15 protein-coding genes are annotated in these 16,272 nt (G+C 59.9%); 6 read left to right on the top strand and 9 right to left on the bottom strand.

Going from position 1 to position 16,272, the window contains the following annotated elements; genetic code table 11:
* Positions 1-222: 222 nt before the first annotated feature.
* Positions 223-2,907, top strand: a complete 2,685-nt coding sequence (acnA, locus tag ACTG3X_RS07005; RefSeq protein WP_439110532.1) for an aconitate hydratase AcnA — start codon at positions 223-225, stop codon at positions 2,905-2,907.
* A 58-nt stretch (positions 2,908-2,965) separates the two neighbouring features.
* Here the strand turns inward: acnA and ACTG3X_RS07000 are convergent, their stop codons facing one another.
* The 4 genes from ACTG3X_RS07000 to ACTG3X_RS06985 form a co-directional block, all read right to left on the bottom strand.
* Positions 2,966-3,319, bottom strand: coding sequence for a hypothetical protein (locus ACTG3X_RS07000; RefSeq protein WP_439110531.1), 354 nt, complete (start codon positions 3,317-3,319; stop codon positions 2,966-2,968).
* A 157-nt stretch (positions 3,320-3,476) separates the two neighbouring features.
* Positions 3,477-3,965, bottom strand: coding sequence for a 30S ribosomal protein S9 (gene rpsI, locus ACTG3X_RS06995; protein ID WP_439110530.1), 489 nt, complete (start codon positions 3,963-3,965; stop codon positions 3,477-3,479).
* 5 nt (positions 3,966-3,970) lie between these two features.
* Entirely contained in the window at positions 3,971-4,429 is a 459-nt protein-coding gene (gene rplM, locus ACTG3X_RS06990) for a 50S ribosomal protein L13 (protein ID WP_298676546.1), read from the bottom strand.
* Between the two features lie 162 nt (positions 4,430-4,591).
* Positions 4,592-5,026, bottom strand: coding sequence for a PaaI family thioesterase (locus ACTG3X_RS06985; RefSeq protein ID WP_439110529.1), 435 nt, complete (start codon positions 5,024-5,026; stop codon positions 4,592-4,594).
* A gap of 58 nt (positions 5,027-5,084) precedes the next feature.
* On the opposite strand from ACTG3X_RS06985, the gene ACTG3X_RS06980 reads away from it, so the two are divergent.
* Entirely contained in the window at positions 5,085-5,864 is a 780-nt protein-coding gene (locus ACTG3X_RS06980; protein WP_439110528.1) for an enoyl-CoA hydratase, read from the top strand.
* A gap of 4 nt (positions 5,865-5,868) precedes the next feature.
* On the opposite strand, the gene purU is transcribed toward ACTG3X_RS06980, so the two are convergent.
* Positions 5,869-6,753, bottom strand: a complete 885-nt coding sequence (purU, locus tag ACTG3X_RS06975; protein WP_439110527.1) for a formyltetrahydrofolate deformylase — start codon at positions 6,751-6,753, stop codon at positions 5,869-5,871.
* A gap of 461 nt (positions 6,754-7,214) precedes the next feature.
* On the opposite strand from purU, the gene ACTG3X_RS06970 reads away from it, so the two are divergent.
* Genes ACTG3X_RS06970 through gluQRS form a run of 3 tightly spaced genes read left to right on the top strand, consistent with a single transcriptional unit; the run spans position 7,215 to position 10,763 of the window.
* On the top strand, positions 7,215-8,462 hold the full coding sequence (locus ACTG3X_RS06970; RefSeq protein ID WP_439110526.1) for a cytochrome-c peroxidase: 1,248 nt from the start codon (positions 7,215-7,217) through the stop codon (positions 8,460-8,462).
* Between the two features lie 39 nt (positions 8,463-8,501).
* On the top strand, positions 8,502-9,839 hold the full coding sequence (trmFO, locus tag ACTG3X_RS06965; protein ID WP_439110525.1) for a methylenetetrahydrofolate--tRNA-(uracil(54)-C(5))-methyltransferase (FADH(2)-oxidizing) TrmFO: 1,338 nt from the start codon (positions 8,502-8,504) through the stop codon (positions 9,837-9,839).
* 60 nt (positions 9,840-9,899) lie between these two features.
* A complete protein-coding gene (gene gluQRS / locus ACTG3X_RS06960; RefSeq protein WP_439110524.1) occupies positions 9,900-10,763 on the top strand; it encodes a tRNA glutamyl-Q(34) synthetase GluQRS in 864 nt (287 codons plus the stop codon).
* Here gluQRS and hisI read toward each other — a convergent pair.
* The gene (gene hisI / locus ACTG3X_RS06955; protein WP_439110523.1) at positions 10,760-11,122 is read right to left on the bottom strand and encodes a phosphoribosyl-AMP cyclohydrolase; all 363 of its coding nucleotides are present in this window, start codon (positions 11,120-11,122) and stop codon (positions 10,760-10,762) included. The genes gluQRS and hisI overlap by 4 nt on opposite strands.
* Before the next feature lie 62 nt (positions 11,123-11,184).
* Here hisI and ACTG3X_RS06950 point away from each other — a divergent pair, with 62 nt between their 5' ends.
* Complete coding sequence (locus ACTG3X_RS06950) at positions 11,185-11,625, top strand: iron-sulfur cluster assembly scaffold protein (protein WP_439110522.1); 441 nt, start codon at positions 11,185-11,187, stop codon at positions 11,623-11,625.
* Between the two features lie 172 nt (positions 11,626-11,797).
* Here ACTG3X_RS06950 and ACTG3X_RS06945 read toward each other — a convergent pair whose 3' ends face one another.
* The 3 genes from ACTG3X_RS06945 to ligA form a co-directional block, all read right to left on the bottom strand.
* The gene (locus ACTG3X_RS06945; RefSeq protein ID WP_439110521.1) at positions 11,798-11,920 is read right to left on the bottom strand and encodes a hypothetical protein; all 123 of its coding nucleotides are present in this window, start codon (positions 11,918-11,920) and stop codon (positions 11,798-11,800) included.
* A 112-nt stretch (positions 11,921-12,032) separates the two neighbouring features.
* Positions 12,033-14,123: an ATP-dependent DNA helicase RecG gene (gene recG / locus ACTG3X_RS06940; RefSeq protein WP_439110520.1), complete on the bottom strand. Its 2,091-nt coding sequence runs from the start codon at positions 14,121-14,123 to the stop codon at positions 12,033-12,035.
* Positions 14,120-16,237 (bottom strand): NAD-dependent DNA ligase LigA, encoded by a 2,118-nt coding sequence (ligA, locus tag ACTG3X_RS06935; protein ID WP_439110519.1) that lies wholly within the window; start codon positions 16,235-16,237, stop codon positions 14,120-14,122. The genes recG and ligA overlap by 4 nt, the downstream gene beginning before the upstream one ends.
* Between the last annotated feature and the right edge of the window lie 35 nt (positions 16,238-16,272).

Below are 16,272 nucleotides of genomic sequence, written 5' to 3'. Positions count from 1 at the left end.
TACCAACCCTACGTAAAGAGCAAGACTTAGCATCAGCCATTCAAGGGATTTTACGCAGTTTCTGACGCCCCGGCTCAGACAAAACCTGCTCACACGCGCTTGCTACCCCAACGCCTCTTCACTTTCAAACCTTAGTCGCTACATTTGAAAGGAGCACCTTTGGCCCAAAGGGCACAGTACGCGGTGTTCGTGACGATTTTACATTCAGACTGGAGGCTTTTTATGCCCATCACCGTCGGACAAGACAGCGCCAAAACCCGCAAAACCCTGACCGTTGGCGGCACATCGGTTGATTACTACTCCATTCCGCAGGCTCAGGCCGCAGGGCTGGGAGACTTCTCCCGCCTGCCCGCCGCGCTCAAAGTGGTGCTTGAGAACATGCTGCGCTTTGAAGATGGCAAGACCGTCTCGGTGGACGATATCAAGGCTTTCGCCGACTGGGCCACAAACGGCGGCCAGAACCCTCGCGAAATCGCCTACCGCCCCGCGCGTGTCTTGATGCAGGATTTTACAGGCGTGCCTGCCGTGGTTGACCTTGCCGCCATGCGCGACGGCATCGTGGCGCTCGGCGGGGATGCGCAGCAGATCAACCCGCTCAACCCTGTTGATCTGGTCATCGACCACTCCGTGATGATCGACGAGTTCGGCAATCCCCGCGCCTTCCAGCTGAATGTGGACCGCGAATACGAGCGCAACATGGAGCGCTACCAGTTCCTCAAATGGGGCCAAGGCGCGTTCAACAACTTCCGCGTTGTGCCGCCAGGCACAGGCATCTGCCATCAGGTGAACCTTGAGTATCTTTCCCAAGCGGTCTGGACAGACAAAGACCAGCACGGCGCCGAAGTCGCCTACCCTGATACGCTCGTCGGCACAGACAGCCACACCACCATGGTCAACGGCCTCGCCGTCCTCGGCTGGGGTGTCGGCGGGATCGAGGCTGAGGCGGCGATGCTTGGTCAGCCCATTTCCATGCTCATCCCCGAAGTGGTCGGCTTCAAGCTCACAGGCGAGATGGTCGAAGGCACCACAGCAACCGACCTCGTGCTCAAAGTCGTGCAAATGCTGCGCGAAAAAGGCGTTGTCAGCAAATTCGTCGAGTTCTACGGCGACGGCCTTGACCGCCTGCCGCTGGCCGACCGCGCCACCATCGCCAACATGGCCCCCGAATATGGCGCAACCTGCGGTTTCTTCCCGATTGATGACGAGACCCTGCGCTATTTGCGCAGCACCGGCCGCAACGAAGACCGTGTCAATCTTGTAGAAGCTTACGCCAAGGAAAACGGCTTCTGGCGCGGACCAGACTATGACCCGATCTACACCGACACGCTGCACCTTGATATGGGCACAGTTGTTCCGGCCATTTCTGGCCCCAAACGCCCGCAAGACTTTGTAGCGCTCACCGATGCCAAAACCGAGTTCCGCCGCGAGATGGAAGAGACCTTCAAGCGCCCGCTGGACAAGCAAGTGGCTGTTGACGGCGAAGACTATACGCTTGCCTCTGGCGATGTTGTGATCGCCTCGATCACCTCCTGCACCAACACCTCCAACCCCTACGTGATGATCGGGGCGGGCCTTGTGGCGCGCAAAGCCGCAGAGCTGGGCCTTGACCGCAAACCATGGGTCAAAACCTCGCTCGCCCCGGGGTCTCAGGTTGTCTCGCACTATCTTGAGGCCGCAGGGCTGCAAGACGACCTCGACAAAATCGGCTTCAACCTTGTCGGCTATGGCTGCACAACCTGTATCGGCAACTCAGGCCCGCTTCAGCCCGAAATCAGCAAGGCCATCGCCGAGGGTGATCTTGTCGCCACCTCGGTGCTGTCGGGCAACCGCAACTTTGAGGGCCGCATCAGCCCCGATGTGCGCGCCAACTACCTCGCCTCGCCCCCCCTTGTGGTGGCCTATGCGCTGGCTGGAACGATGGACATCGACCTGGCGCGCGACCCCATCGCCCAGACCCCTGAGGGCCGTGATGTCTACCTGAAAGACATCTGGCCCAGCACCCAAGAGATCGCCGAACTGGTCGAAAAAACCGTGACGCGCGAGGCCTTTCAGGAGAAATACGCCTCCGTCTTCACAGGCGACGAGATGTGGCAAAGCGTTGAGACATCGACAGGCGAAACATATGACTGGCCGCCCCAGTCAACCTATGTTCAAAATCCGCCCTACTTCCAAAACATGTCCAAAACACCCGGCAAAATCACCAACATCACAGATGCCAAGGTGCTGGCGGTGCTGGGAGACATGGTCACAACAGACCACATTTCGCCAGCGGGCAGCTTCAAGGAAACAACGCCAGCAGGCCAATACCTGCTGGAGCATCAGGTGCCCGTGCGCGAGTTCAACTCCTACGGCTCCCGCCGTGGCAACCACGAAGTGATGATGCGCGGCACCTTTGCCAACATCCGCATCAAAAACGAGATGCTCGATGGCGTCGAAGGCGGCTACACCCTCGGCCCGGATGGCGCGCAAACCTCGATCTTTGACGCCGCCATGGCCCACCAGGCCAACGGCACACCGCTCGTTATCTTCGGGGGCGAGCAATATGGCGCAGGCTCAAGCCGTGACTGGGCCGCCAAAGGCACAGCGCTTCTGGGTGTCAAAGCCGTGATCGCCGAAAACTTCGAGCGCATCCACCGCTCCAACCTTGTGGGCATGGGCGTGATCCCGCTTGAGTTCACACGAGGGGACACCCGCAAAACCCTTGGCCTCACCGGCAAAGAGAGCGTCTCTATCTCGGGGCTCGACACGATCAAACCGCTGCAAGAGGTGCCCTGCACCATTACGATGGAGGATGGCAGCACCAAAGAGATCACCCTGAAGTGCCGCATCGATACCGCCATCGAGATCGAATATGTCGAGCACGGCGGCGTGCTCCACTACGTTCTGCGAGACCTCGCCAGCAAGTAGAGCGAAACACAGTCAAAGGGCTCCCGCATCAGGGAGCCCTTTTTGGTCTGTCGGTGGCTCAGGCTTTACAATCTGAGGTGCCGTATTTCTTCAGACACTGGTTCTGCGTGCAGGTTTTTATCTCGCTATCGCGGCGGCTCTTGTTGCGATCAACCGTCCGAACAGCGGGCACCGTGTAATATTCGGTGCGCATCACCTGATTGCAGCTGATCGTGTAGCCAAAATTGTGGCACGTCGTACGACCCGTCGGAACTTGTCGCGTTTCCGTCCGGTTGTACATTTCCTGTTCATAGCGCGTGGGGATCTTCTTCAGCCACGTCGCGCTGCAAACGCTCTTTTCGGCCCGATACTCGGGCGTGCTACAGCTGCACAAAAACAGCAAGGCGCCCAATAATCCTATCTTTTGAATCATATTAATCTCTCCGTGTTGGTCCAAACCGTATCAGCCAACGAGATTAAGAAAGGCTTAACCAAGACGCCAAAAAACGAGCGAAGACAGATACCTAGAGCACGAAGTGCATAAAAAAAGGGGCCGCAGAAGCAGCCCCTTTTTCGCAATATCGTAAAGCTTAACGCTTGGAGAACTGGAAGCTACGGCGGGCTTTGCGCTTACCGAATTTCTTACGTTCAACAACACGGCTGTCGCGCGTGAGGAAGCCAGCGGCTTTCAACGCGGCGCGCAATGTGGGGTCATAAAGCTGGAGCGCTTTAGAAACACCGTGCTTAACAGCACCCGCTTGGCCTGAAAGACCGCCGCCCTTGACTGTCGCCATGACGTCGAACTGGTCTTCAACACCGGCAACCTGAAAAGGCTGGCGCAGGATCATTTGCAGAACGGGGCGTGCGAAATATTTGTTCATTTCTTTGCCGTTGACCACAACCTTGCCTGAGCCCGGTTTGATCCAGACGCGGGCAACCGCGTCTTTCCGTTTGCCTGTCGCATAGGCGCGGCCGAGCGCATCGCGCATAGGCTCACGGGGTTCTACAACAGTTTCAGCTACTGGCGTGTCGCTTGCAACAGCGCCGAGCTCTTCGAGTGAGTTCACTTGATCAGCCATGTCGCTCAGCTCCGTGTGTTTTTCTTGTTCATCGCCTTAACGTCGAGAACAGTTGGGTTTTGCGCCTCATGGCCGTGCTCTGTGCCAGCATAGACACGCAGGTTGGTCATTTGCTTGCGGCTCAGCGGGCCACCTGGCAGCATACGCTGGACAGCTTTTGTCACAACGCGCTCTGGGTGTGCACCATCAAGGATCTGCTGCTTTGTGCGGCTCTTGATCCCACCTGGGTGTCCAGTGTGCCAGTAGAAGTGCTCTTCGCGCTTCTTGCCTGTCAGCTGGATTTTTTCCGCATTGATCACGATGACGTTGTCACCCATGTCCATGTGCGGTGTGAATGATGGCTTGTGCTTGCCACGAAGGCGCATCGCGATGATCGAGGCGAGACGGCCCAGCACGACGCCTTCGGCGTCGATGATGATCCATTTCTTATCGATATCTGCGGGTGTCGCAGTGAAGGTTTTCATATGTGAAACCCCTGAATAATCGGGTTGGGCAAAGAGAAACCGCTCTTTGCTTGCGGGATGTGGGGGTTATAGCCCCGTTTGGCGCACAGTCAACCGCACAAAAGGCGAATTAAACGTTCAAAAACATAGGCTTACAAAATAGGTATCATTATACCCCACAAATTACGACGGCGGAATCGAATAAGTCATACCCGCGCGCGCCACAGGCCGCGCATCCCCGTCAGAGTAAAGCCGCACCTCGCCCACCGCCAGCACACGCCCGAGCTTGAGAAGCTCGCATTTGGCAATCAGATCTTTGCCGGCTTCGGGTTTGCGCATAAAATCAAGGCTCGCGTTGGTGGTCACAGCCAGCGCCTGCTTGCCGATCATCGCCAGCACAGCCGCGTAGACGGCCACATCACACAGCGCAAACATGGCCGGCCCCGAAACAGTCCCGCCCGGGCGCAGGTGTTTTTCGCTCACAGGCAAGCGCATCTCCACAGACATCGGCGCCACAGCATCAACCACAAAGTCGCCCCGCACCTGCGGAAACACCTCATCCAGAAAGGCTTGCAGCGCCTCTTTGTCCATCGCCAATGTGTTCAAGTCGCGCGCCATGTCTTTACCTCTTAATCTGTTCCCCGTTAGACTGCCGCTGACAGCAGAGGAGAGCAAGATGAACCTTTTGGAACGTAACGACAAAAACGCAGTCGCCCACCTGAAGATGAACGCCCCCGAGCGGCTCAATGCGCTCTCAGAAGAAATGCTCGCCGCCCTTCAGGCCGAATTTGACGCCCTGAAAGACGACCGGAGCATTCGCGCCGTGGTGCTCTCGGGGTCGGGCAAAGCCTTCTGCGCAGGCCATGATCTGAAGCAGATGACAGCAGGCCGCCAAGCCGAAGATGGCGGCAAAGCCTACTTTACCGCGCTCTTTGACACCTGCGCCAAAATGATGCTGTCCATCCGCGCCCTGCCCCAACCCGTTATCGCAGCCCCCCACGGCATCGCCACAGCCGCTGGCTGCCAGCTTGTTGCCACCTGCGATATGGCCGTGGCCCAGACAGGCACGCGCTTTGGCGTCAATGGTGTCAATATCGGCCTCTTCTGCTCCACCCCCATGGTTGCGCTCTCGCGCAACATTGCACGCAAGCAAGCGTTCGAGATGCTGACAACAGGCAGCTTTATCGACGCAGACCGCGCTCAAGAGCTTGGCCTTGTGAACCGCGTGTCAGACAACGCCGAGGCCGAGGCGCTCGCTCTGGCCGAAACAGTGGCCAGCAAGCTCGCCGCAGCTGTGAAAGTGGGCAAAGAGGGCTTTTACAAGCAGCTCGAAATGGGGCTGGAAGACGCCTACGCCTACACAGGGGCGGCCATGGCCGAGAACATGCTCTTTCGCGACACAGAAGAAGGGATCGCGGCTTTTCTGGAAAAGCGCGACCCCACTTGGGAGCAATAGGCCCTTAGCCCATCCGCTCTGAGGCGTATGAGCCGGGCGATGCAGGAAACACCACCGTCTTGTTGCCGTTGAGAAAAACGCGGCGGTGGATGTGGGCGTGAATGGCACGCGCCAGCACCTGACTCTCCACATCACGGCCCAGAGCCACATAATCGTCAGACGATTGCGCATGGGTCACGCGCACAATGTCCTGCTCGATAATGGGGCCTTCGTCCAAATCGGCCGTCACATAATGCGAGGTCGCGCCAATCAGCTTCACACCACGTTGAAAGGCTTGCTTATAGGGGTTCGCGCCCTTGAAGCTTGGCAAGAAAGAGTGGTGGATGTTGATGATCCGCCCCGACATCTTCTGGCACATCTCGTCTGACAGGATCTGCATGTAGCGCGCCAGCACGATCAGATCGGCCCCCGCCTCTTCCACCACAGCCATAATCCGCGCTTCGGCTTCGGGCTTGTTTTCGGGCGTCACCTTGATGCAGTGAAACGGGATGTCATTGTTCACAACGACCTTCTGGTAGTCCATATGGTTTGAAATCACCCCGACAATATCGATCGGCAGCGCGCCAATGCGCCAGCGGTAGAGCAAGTCGTTCAGACAATGCCCAAAGCGCGACACCATGATCACCACTTTCATCTTCTCGGTTTCATTGTGGAACTCAAACGTCATGCCAAACTCAGACGCCGTGGCAGTGAACAGCTCTGACAGCTGGGCAAGATCAACCGCGCCATCGCTCTCAAAGCTCACCCGCATAAAGAAGTTACCCGTCTCTTTGTCGTCAAATTGCGAGCTGTCGGTGATGTTGCACCCGTGGTCGGCCAGGTAATTGGCAATCGCGGCAACGATTCCACGGGTCGAACGGCACGTAACGGTGAGGGCGAATTTGCTCATGGGCTGGTCCTGTCATATGGGTGAATGGCGTCTGCCTGTCATGCACCAGACCTTTCCCAGCCCCTCGCCCGCGTCAAGCGGCAGGCGACAGCAAGCGCCCGGTTTTTTGCCCCAAAATGAAGATTATCGGCGCAGTGGTTTCCAATGATGCACATTGGTCAAAAAACACACGCGGTAAGGCTCGTTCAAAACACAGGTTCCCGCCCGCACCAACCTGCTATAGATAGGCTTTACCGCTGCCTCTGAGCTGCATTATGATTTTTGTGTGACCAATGCCTAATTTTTACCGTTTTTGCCATAATCCTGCCACATTTAGGGTTCAATTAAGCCACATACCGCAGCGGCGGACGGCTCAGCCCTCCAAGGATCGCCTCCGCACTGCGACGATACTCAAGTGGGTCACCGTCGGCCTTTTGTCCCTCCAGGCCAATCTCTCTCTGGCCGCCGACACATTAACGCCGGTGACCCACTCGGATTTCCCCACATTCCCCGAAGACCAAGTGCTGCTGGGGCGCGACCTCTTCTTTGATCCGCTTCTGTCAGGCAATCGCAACATCTCTTGCGCCAGCTGCCACCACGGCGTGCTTGGCTCGGCCGATGCGGTTCCGCTCTCTGTGGGCGAAGGGGGAAAAGGCCTTGGCAAGCGGCGGCACGGCACAGGCACAGCCCCTGCCCACCAGCATGTTCCACGCAATGCGCCCGCCATTTTCAACCTCGGGGCAAGCGCGTTCACAACGCTGTTTCACGATGGCCGCGTTGCGCAGAACGCTGATGCGCCTTTCGGCATCCAGATGCCCGAGGGCAACGCCCTTGAGCGCGAGGCCAACAGCCTTTTGGCCGCCCAAGCGCTCTTGCCCATCCTCAGCCCCGAAGAAATGGCAGGGACAGAGGGCGAAAACGACATCGCCGATGCGGTCAGCGCGGGCCATATCCGTGGGCCAAACGGCGCATGGGCCAAGCTTGCCGCCCGCGTTGAGGCCGTGCCCGCTTATCGCGCGCGCTTTACGGCGCTCAACAGGTCAGAAGCCCCGCTTCATATCTCCGATATCGGCAATGCCATCGGCGCATTTCTCTCTGACGAGTTCCGCGCCATCAACAGCCCCTTTGATGCCTATTTGCGCGGGGACACAACCGCGCTCACATCCGCCCAGCAGCGCGGCATGGCTCTGTTTTATGGCAAAGCCACCTGCTCAAGCTGCCACGCAGGCGCGTTCCAGACCGACCACAGCTTTCACGCCATCGGCATCCCCCAGATCGGGCCGGGCAAAGGCCACGGCAGCGCAGGAGCCGACCATGGCCGCAGCGCCATTACGGGCATCGCCAAAGACAAATACTGCTTCCGCACGCCCAGCCTGCGCAATGTCGCCCTGACAGCGCCTTACGGCCATTCAGGCGCATATGCATCGCTTCACGCCGTGGTGCGCCACCACCTTGCCCCACATGAAAGCCTCATGAGCTTTGATCCGAGCAAAGCCCCCGTCCCCGCGCTGACAGGCTATGGCACGGTGACACCGCACATGCCTGACACCGAAGAGCTTGAGCGCATCGCAGCCGCCATCACCCTTGATATCCCCCCGCTCACCGAGGCCGAAGTCAACGATATCATCTCCTTTTTGCACGCGCTGACAGACCCCAGCAGCATCGGCGGCAAGCTTGGCGCACCTGCCAGCGTGCCCTCGGGGCTGAAGGTTGATAGCTTGCTCGACTAACCCCTTTCAATCGCGCCCCATCTGCCCTAAATCAGCGCCATGACAGAGAGATTGCACATCATCGGCGGGGGCCTTGCTGGCTCCGAGGCCGCATGGCAGGCCGCCCAGATGGGCGTGCCCGTCACCATCCATGAAATGCGCCCGAAGGTCGGCACATTTGCGCACCAAACAGGCGATCTGGCCGAGATGGTGTGTTCCAACTCCTTCCGCTCCGATGACAACGAGCAAAACGCCGTGGGCCTGCTGCATTGGGAAATGCGCGCCGCAAACGGGATCATCATGGAAATGGCCGCCAAGCACCGCCTGCCCGCAGGGGGCGCGCTCGCGGTCGACCGTGAGCCATTTGCCGCCTCCGTCACGGCCGCGCTCAAGGCCCATCCGCTGATCGAGGTCTCTTATGAAGAGATCACCGAGCTGCCCACCTCGGGCCACTGGATCATCGCCACAGGCCCGCTCACCTCTGATGCGCTCAGCACCGCCATCGCCAAAGCGACAGGTGCCGAGGCACTGGCCTTCTTTGATGCCATCGCGCCGATTGTCTACACCGACAGCGTCAATATGGACGTGGCGTGGATGCAATCGCGCTATGACAAGGGCGACAGCGAAGAAGAGCAAAAAGCCTACCTCAACTGCCCGATGGATGAAGCCCAGTATAACGCCTTTATCGATGCGCTTCTCGCGGCCGAAAAAACCGAGTTCCGCGAGGGCGAAACCGCCGGCTACTTTGACGGCTGCCTGCCCATCGAGGTCATGGCCGAACGTGGCCGCGAAACCCTGCGCTTTGGCCCGATGAAGCCCGTGGGCCTCACCAACCCGCACGCTCCCGACGTGAAAGCGCACGCTGTTGTGCAGCTGCGCTATGACAACGCCCTCGGCACGCTCATGAACATGGTCGGCTTTCAAACCAAGATGAAATACGGCGCGCAAAAAGAGGTGTTCTCGATGATTCCGGGGCTCGAAGAGGCAAGTTTTGCCCGCCTTGGCGGCATCCACCGCAACAGCTTCATCAACTCGCCAACGCTTCTGGACAACCAGCTGCGCCTCAAGTCCATGCCCCACATCCGCTTTGCAGGCCAGATCACAGGCGTTGAAGGCTATGTCGAAAGCGCAGGCATGGGCCTGCTGGCAGGCCGCCTCGCCGCTGCCGAAATGCTTGGCCAGACCCTCGAGGCACCCGCCCCCGAAACGGCGACAGGCGCGCTTGTCACCCACATCACAGGTGGGGCCGAGGCCAAGACCTTTCAGCCCATGAACGTCAATTTCGGGCTCTTCCCGCCGGTTGATGGCCTCAAGTCTGGCCGCCGTGGCCGCAAAGACCGCTACAAAGCCTATACCGACCGCGCCAAAGAGCTGTGGCAGGCTTGGCTTAACGGCTAAAGGCTTCGCGGGCGAAGCGCAGATCATAAGATTAACTTCACCACTTAAGTGATTGTAAATTTGAAATTTATCACGCGCTTTGCTCCCAGCCCCACAGGCCCGCTTCATCTGGGTCACGCCTATTCGGCGCTCTTGGCCTATGACATGGCCCGCGCGCAAAACGGCCAGTTCCTGTTGCGGATCGAAGATATCGACAGCACCCGCGCGCGCCCTGAGTGGGAAGATCAAATCTATGATGATCTGGGCTGGCTTGGCCTCACATGGCAAGCGCCCGTGCTGCGCCAGTCCGAGCGTATGCCAGCCTACCGCGCAGCCCTCACGCGGCTCTGGGCGCTTGGGCTGGTCTACCCCTGCACATGCTCGCGCCGCGACATCGCCGAGGCCGCCTCCGCGCCGCAAGAAGGCGTGCCGCCCGCCTTTGGCCCTGATGGGCTGATCTACCCGGGCACGTGCCGCCATGTGCCAAACCCCGCCGCACCGCTGCCAAACACTGTGCTCAGGCTCAACATGGCCCGCGCGCTCAAGGCGCTGGCCGACCCGCTTACCTTTGTCGAAACAGGCGCTGGCCCTGCCGGTGAGACAGGTGAAATAGTGTTAAGCCACAATATGTTACGCGATGAAGTTGGAGACATCATTCTCGCGCGTGCAGGCCTTGGCGCATCCTATCATCTCTCCGTGGTGCTCGATGATGCCGTCCAGAACATCAGCCTTGTGCCCCGCGGCCAAGACCTGTTCACAGCAACCTTTATCCACGTTGTGCTGCAAAAGCTGATGGGGCTGCCAACGCCAACCTACCATCACCACAAGCTCATCCGCGACGCGGCAGGCAAGCGCCTCGCCAAACGCGATGATGCCCGCGCCATCCGTCTTTATCGTACCGAGGGGAAAACCCCCGCAGACATCCGGGCCATGGTCGGGCTTTAGCCTTCTTCGGGCGCCATCAACTCGCGCTCCTCACCATCCACGACCGATGTATAAAAACACGAGCGGCGGTTGGTGTGGCACGCAGGCCCGAGCTGTTTGATGACAAGCACAAGCGCATCGCGGTCACAATCAACCCGCATATCAACCAGTTCTTGCGTGTGGCCGCTTGTCTCGCCCTTAATCCAAAATGACTTTCGCGAGCGTGACCAGTAGGTTACGCGGCGTGTTTCAAGTGTCTTCTCAACAGCTTCCGCGTTCATCCAAGCCATCATAAGGATCTCGCCGGTGGCTTCGTCCTGTGCAATCGCAGGGATCAACCCTCTCTCGTCATAGGTAAGTGTCTGTGCATCAAAGCGCATCTTCAGTCCTTTTCACCACGGCTTAACACCGCTATCTATGCCAAGATACTGGGGAAAACACCATGAGCAATGACGCTGATCTGATGAAACTCTACTCCGCACGCATCCTTGCGCTTGCGGCAGATGTTCCCCGGCTTGAGCGGTTGCAAAGCCCGTCAGGCACCGCCCACCGCCGCGCGCCGCTCTGCGGCTCGAACCTCACCGTCGATGTTACGCTGGAAAACGGTGTCATCACCGACTTTGGGCAGGATGTGAAAGCCTGCGCCCTCGGGCAGGCTGCGGCCTCCGTCGTCGCATCAAACATCATCGGATGCACCCGCGCCGATGTTCAGGCCGCACGCGACGCGCTTGCGGCGATGCTCGAGGCAAACGGCCCCGCGCCCCAAGCGCCCTTTGACGCGCTGAAAGTGCTCTTGCCCGCGCGCGAGTTCAAGAACCGCCACGCCTCGATCCTGCTCTGCCTGAACGCAACGCTCGATGCCCTCGACGCCGCTGGCGCATAAAAAAACCGCCGCGCTCGTTTCAGAGGCGGCGGTCAGTACGTATACTTGCAAAACCAGCGGCAAATAAGAAAGGCAGGCCTCATTTGCTTGGGAACAGGCAGGTTTGTCTTTCAGAGTGCAGGTTTGGGACAATGCACAAAAGGAAGGCAAGGCATACGGGCAGAAATTCGGGTCAGACGAGGTTGGGCAGGTGCAGCGCCACCACAAGGATCGTCAGAAGAGCAACAGCCCCAAGCGCATCCGCAAGGATAGTCGACTGTGAGCGTGCAATAACGTCTTTAACATCTTTGATCATGGGAAGCTCCTGCTCAGGTGGTGTTCTCTTTGTTGCACCTTTGTTCTCACATTCTTAACAGCCTGTAAAGAACTTTATGAGAACATCTGAAACATAATTGAGAACAAAATACCTAACCCACTGATATTAAACGGATCGCCTGATCTTGTTCCATCAACCAAAGCAGAACACGCGCGGCCTGTCCGCGCGGTGTTTCAAGCTTGGGGTCGTCGTTGAGCAATTTACGCGCATCACTTTGCGCCACTTTCATCAGCGCGGTCTGGCTCTCCATATCCGCCACCCGAAAGCGCGGCACACCTGACTGCGCTGTCCCGATAAGGTCACCCGCGCCGCGCATCTCAAGGTCGACCTCGGCAATCTTGAAGCCATCATCCGTGTCGCGCAGGGTTGTCAGGCGCTTCTCGCCACCCTCGCTGAGCGGCGCGCGATACATCAAAAGGCAGGTTGAGGCGCCAGTGCCACGGCCCACGCGGCCCCGCAACTGGTGCAGCTGCGACAGCCCGAAGCTTTCAGCCCGCTCAATCACCATGATGGTCGCATTGGGCACATCCACCCCCACCTCGATCACTGTGGTCGCCACCAGAACAGAGGTCTCCCCCCGCTGAAACGCCGCCATCGCCGCGTCTTTTTCCTCGGGCGGCATCTGCCCGTGCACAAGCCCCACGCGCCCCTCGCCCAGCTGGGCGCGCAGAGCCTTAAAGCGCTCCTCGGCTGCAGCAAGGTCAACGCTCTCGCTCTCATCCACCAATGGGCAAACCCAATACGCCTGCTTGCCCTCTTCCACCGCGCCCTTGAGGTGCGCGACAACCTCCTCCATCCGCTGTGTGCTCACCATCGCGGTCTTGATCGGCTGGCGCCCTGCGGGCTTTTCATCCAGCACCGAGACATCCATGTCACCATATTGCGCCAGCGCAAGGCTGCGCGGAATCGGCGTCGCCGTCATCACGAGCACATCGGCGCTCACGCCTTTTTTGCCAAGCTCCAGCCGCTGACGCACGCCAAAGCGGTGCTGCTCATCGACAATCGCAAGGCGCAGATCGGCAAAATGCACATCTTTCTGAAACACCGCATGCGTGCCCACCAATATCCCGATCTCGCCACTGGCCAAGGCTGCGAGCTTCTCGGCGCGCGCGCGCCCCTTGTCACGGCCCGTGAGCAGCTCAAGGCGCACGCCCGCGGCCGCAGCCAAAGGCTGCAAACCCGCCAGATGCTGGCGCGCAAGGATCTCTGTGGGGGCCATCATAACGCCCTGCCCCCCCGCTTCTACAGCCACCAAAAGCGCCATGAGGGCAACAAGCGTCTTGCCTGCGCCCACATCGCCCTGAAGCAGGCGGTTCATGCGGGCGGGCTTGGCCATATCCTCGGCGATCTCGCCAATCGCACGGGTCTGCGCGCCCGTCGGCTGAAAGGGCAGGCTCGCCAGAACGCGCGCGCGCAAACCGCCATCGCCCGCGCTCACACGGCCCTTGCCCTTGCGCCGTGTCATCCGCGCCAGCGCCAGCGTGAGCTGATGGGCCAAAAACTCGTCATAGGCCAGACGCTCGCGCGCAGGGGCGGTCATCGCGAGGTCGCCAAAGCCCTGCGGCACATGTGCTGCGCGCGCGGCCTCAGCCCAGGTTGGCCAGCCCGCTTGGCGCACTTGCGCGCCATCGGCCCACTCCTCAACCTCCGGCAACCGCGCCAAAGCCGCGCGCGTCGCCTTATACATCACCTTCTGGCTCACCCCCGCCGTGAGCGGATACACAGGCTCGAACCTTGGCAAATCTGCCGCTTCGGCCACAGGCAAAATATGGTCAGGGTGGGTCATCTGGATGATGTTATCAAACATCTCAAGCTTGCCCGACACGACCCGCCGCCCGCCTTCCGGCAGGATTTTGCGCAGATAGTCTGCGCGCGCATGGAAAAACACGAGCTCAAACGCCGTCCCGCTGTCTTCCACCTGCACCCGCGTTGGCCGCCCGCGCGCGCGCGCCTCATGGTGCTTGAGCACCTCAACCTCGACAGTCGCCACCGTCGGAAAGTCGAGCCCCAGAACGGTGGGGCGCAGCGCACGGTCAACCCCCGTATACGGCAGCGTAAAAATCAGGTCGCGCGGCTTGGTGATATGCAGCTGCTCAAACAGCTTGGCCGTCTTCGGCCCCACGCCTTCCAGCGTTTCAAGCTCCGCAAAGAGCGGGAAAAGCGCGGCAGGCCGTGTGCTCATAGCCCCTCCACCAGCGCGATCCAGCCGTCTTCATCAAGGGTTTCAATGCCCAGATCCGCCGCTTTCTTGGCCTTGGAGCCAGCCCCCGGCCCCGCGATGAGCAGGTCGGTCTTGGCCGAGACACTGCCCGAGACTTTCGCACCGAGGCTTTCGGCGCGCGCCTTGGCTTCGGCGCGGCTCATCTTTTCCAGCGTGCCCGTAAAGACAAGCGTCTTGCCCGCCACGGGGCTGTCACGCGTGACAGCCTCGGCGTCTTCCACCTCAAGTTCGGCCACAAGCCGCAGAATACTCTCGCGCTCATGCTCTTGGGCAAAGGCCGTCACCAGCGCTCGCGCCATGACCTCGCCCACACCGTCAATACTCAAAAGATCGGCCCAGGCGGCGCTGCTCTCGTCTTCGGCGGCGCGCACAGCGGTGACAAACGCATCCCAGCTCAGGTAATAATTGGCAAACAGCTTGCCCGCCTGCTCGCCCACATGGCGAATGCCAAGCGCAAACAACAGCCGCGCAAAGCCGATCTTGCGTTTCTCATCAATTGCCTCAAACAGCTTCTCAGCCGAGCGCGCGCCCCAGCCTTCCCGGTTTTTCAGCTTGGTCAGCTGGCCCGCATCGCGGCGCTGAAGCGTAAAGATATCAGCAGGCTCACGAATCGGAAGCTGATCGTCGCTGTAAAACATCTCGATCTGTTTTGCGCCAAGCCCGTCGATGTCAAACGCCTTGCGCGACACGAAATGCTTGAGCTTTTCCACCGCCTGCGCCGGGCAAATCAGCCCGCCCGTACAGCGGCGCACCGCGTCGCCCTCCTCACGGATCGCCTCCGAGCCACACTCGGGGCACAGATGCGGGAAAACATAGGGCGCAGCCCCCTCAGGCCGCTGGCTCAGGTCTACATCCGCGATCTTGGGGATCACATCCCCCGCGCGGTAGACCTGCACAAGGTCGCCGATGCGAATGTCTTTGCCGGCGCGGATCTCCTCGCCCTTGTTGTCACGCCCCAGTATATAGTCTTCGTTGTGCAGCGTCGCGTTTGAAACAACAACGCCCCCCACCGTCACAGGCGTAAGCCGCGCCACGGGGCTCAGAGCGCCCGTGCGCCCGACCTGAATGTCGATGGCCTCAAGCCGCGTCCACGCCAGCTCGGCGGCAAACTTATGGGCAATTGCCCAGCGAGGGGTTGTGCTGCGAAAGCCAAGCCGCGCCTGAAGCGCAAGGTCGTTGACCTTATAAACCACCCCGTCGATGTCATAGGGCAAATCAGGCCGCGCTGTGCCGATCTGCTCATAATGGGCGATCAGCTCATCCGCCCCCGCACAGAGCGCTGTGAACGGGTTGGTCTCAAAGCCCCAGTCTCTCAGCCGCTCAATCGCGCCCATCTGCGTTTCGGCCAGAGGTGCCGAGACCTCGCCCCAGGCATAGGCAAAAAAGGCCAAGGGGCGCTGGCGGGTGATGCTCGAATCCAGCTGGCGCAACGAGCCCGCGGCAGCATTGCGCGGGTTGGCAAAGGGTTTGGCGCCGCGCGCCTCCTGCGCTGCATTGAGCGCTGCAAAATCATCGTGGCGCATGTAGACTTCGCCGCGCACTTCCAAAACCTCGGGCGCGTTCTGCAAGCTCTGCGGCAAGCCCTCGATCGTGCGCGCATTGGCGGTGACGTTTTCACCCGTCTCCCCGTCGCCGCGTGTGGCAGCCTGCACAAGCTGGCCGTTTTCATAGCGCAAAGACAGGCTCAACCCGTCGATCTTGGGCTCGGCTGTAAAGCTCAGAGCGCTTTCCGCCAGCCCCAGAAACTTTGCCACACGCGCCGTAAAATCCTCTACATCCGCCGCTTCAAACGCATTGCCCAGCGAAAGCATCCGCACCGCATGGCGCACCTTGGCAAAGCCCTCGCCCGGGGCTGCCCCCACTTGCTCGCTGGGGCTGTCGGCGCGCTTTAACTCGGGGAAAGCCGCCTCGATATCAGCGTTGCGCCGCTTGAGCGCATCATAGTCGGCATCAGACAGCTCAGGCGCATCTGCGCCGTGATAGTCAGCATTGGCTTTGGTGAGCAGCCCTGCAAGCCGCGCAAGCTCTGCGCGCGCCTCTTCCTTGCTCAACCCGTTGATATCCTTATCTGACACGCGCGCCTCACTTCTGCTGGCCACCCTTTGGCCCT

The organism is Lentibacter sp. (genome assembly GCF_965658795.1).
In the GTDB taxonomy this organism is placed as follows: Bacteria; Pseudomonadota; Alphaproteobacteria; order Rhodobacterales; family Rhodobacteraceae; genus Lentibacter.
The sequence above is the reverse complement of the archived record's forward strand: the minus strand, read 5'-3'. Positions and strand labels throughout refer to the sequence as shown.

What these genes read in the sequence shown, in the direction of transcription:
- acnA (WP_439110532.1), top strand. Translation starts at nt 223, where the DNA reads ATGCCCATCACCGTCGGACAAGACAGCGCCAAAACCCGCAAAACCCTG.
- ACTG3X_RS07000 (WP_439110531.1), bottom strand. Translation starts at nt 3,319, where the DNA reads ATGATTCAAAAGATAGGATTATTGGGCGCCTTGCTGTTTTTGTGCAGC.
- rpsI (WP_439110530.1), bottom strand. Translation starts at nt 3,965, where the DNA reads ATGGCTGATCAAGTGAACTCACTCGAAGAGCTCGGCGCTGTTGCAAGC.
- rplM (WP_298676546.1), bottom strand. Translation starts at nt 4,429, where the DNA reads ATGAAAACCTTCACTGCGACACCCGCAGATATCGATAAGAAATGGATC.
- ACTG3X_RS06985 (WP_439110529.1), bottom strand. Translation starts at nt 5,026, where the DNA reads ATGGCGCGCGACTTGAACACATTGGCGATGGACAAAGAGGCGCTGCAA.
- ACTG3X_RS06980 (WP_439110528.1), top strand. Translation starts at nt 5,085, where the DNA reads ATGAACCTTTTGGAACGTAACGACAAAAACGCAGTCGCCCACCTGAAG.
- purU (WP_439110527.1), bottom strand. Translation starts at nt 6,753, where the DNA reads ATGAGCAAATTCGCCCTCACCGTTACGTGCCGTTCGACCCGTGGAATC.
- trmFO (WP_439110525.1), top strand. Translation starts at nt 8,502, where the DNA reads ATGACAGAGAGATTGCACATCATCGGCGGGGGCCTTGCTGGCTCCGAG.
- hisI (WP_439110523.1), bottom strand. Translation starts at nt 11,122, where the DNA reads ATGCGCTTTGATGCACAGACACTTACCTATGACGAGAGAGGGTTGATC.
- ACTG3X_RS06950 (WP_439110522.1), top strand. Translation starts at nt 11,185, where the DNA reads ATGAGCAATGACGCTGATCTGATGAAACTCTACTCCGCACGCATCCTT.
- ACTG3X_RS06945 (WP_439110521.1), bottom strand. Translation starts at nt 11,920, where the DNA reads ATGATCAAAGATGTTAAAGACGTTATTGCACGCTCACAGTCGACTATC.
- recG (WP_439110520.1), bottom strand. Translation starts at nt 14,123, where the DNA reads ATGAGCACACGGCCTGCCGCGCTTTTCCCGCTCTTTGCGGAGCTTGAA.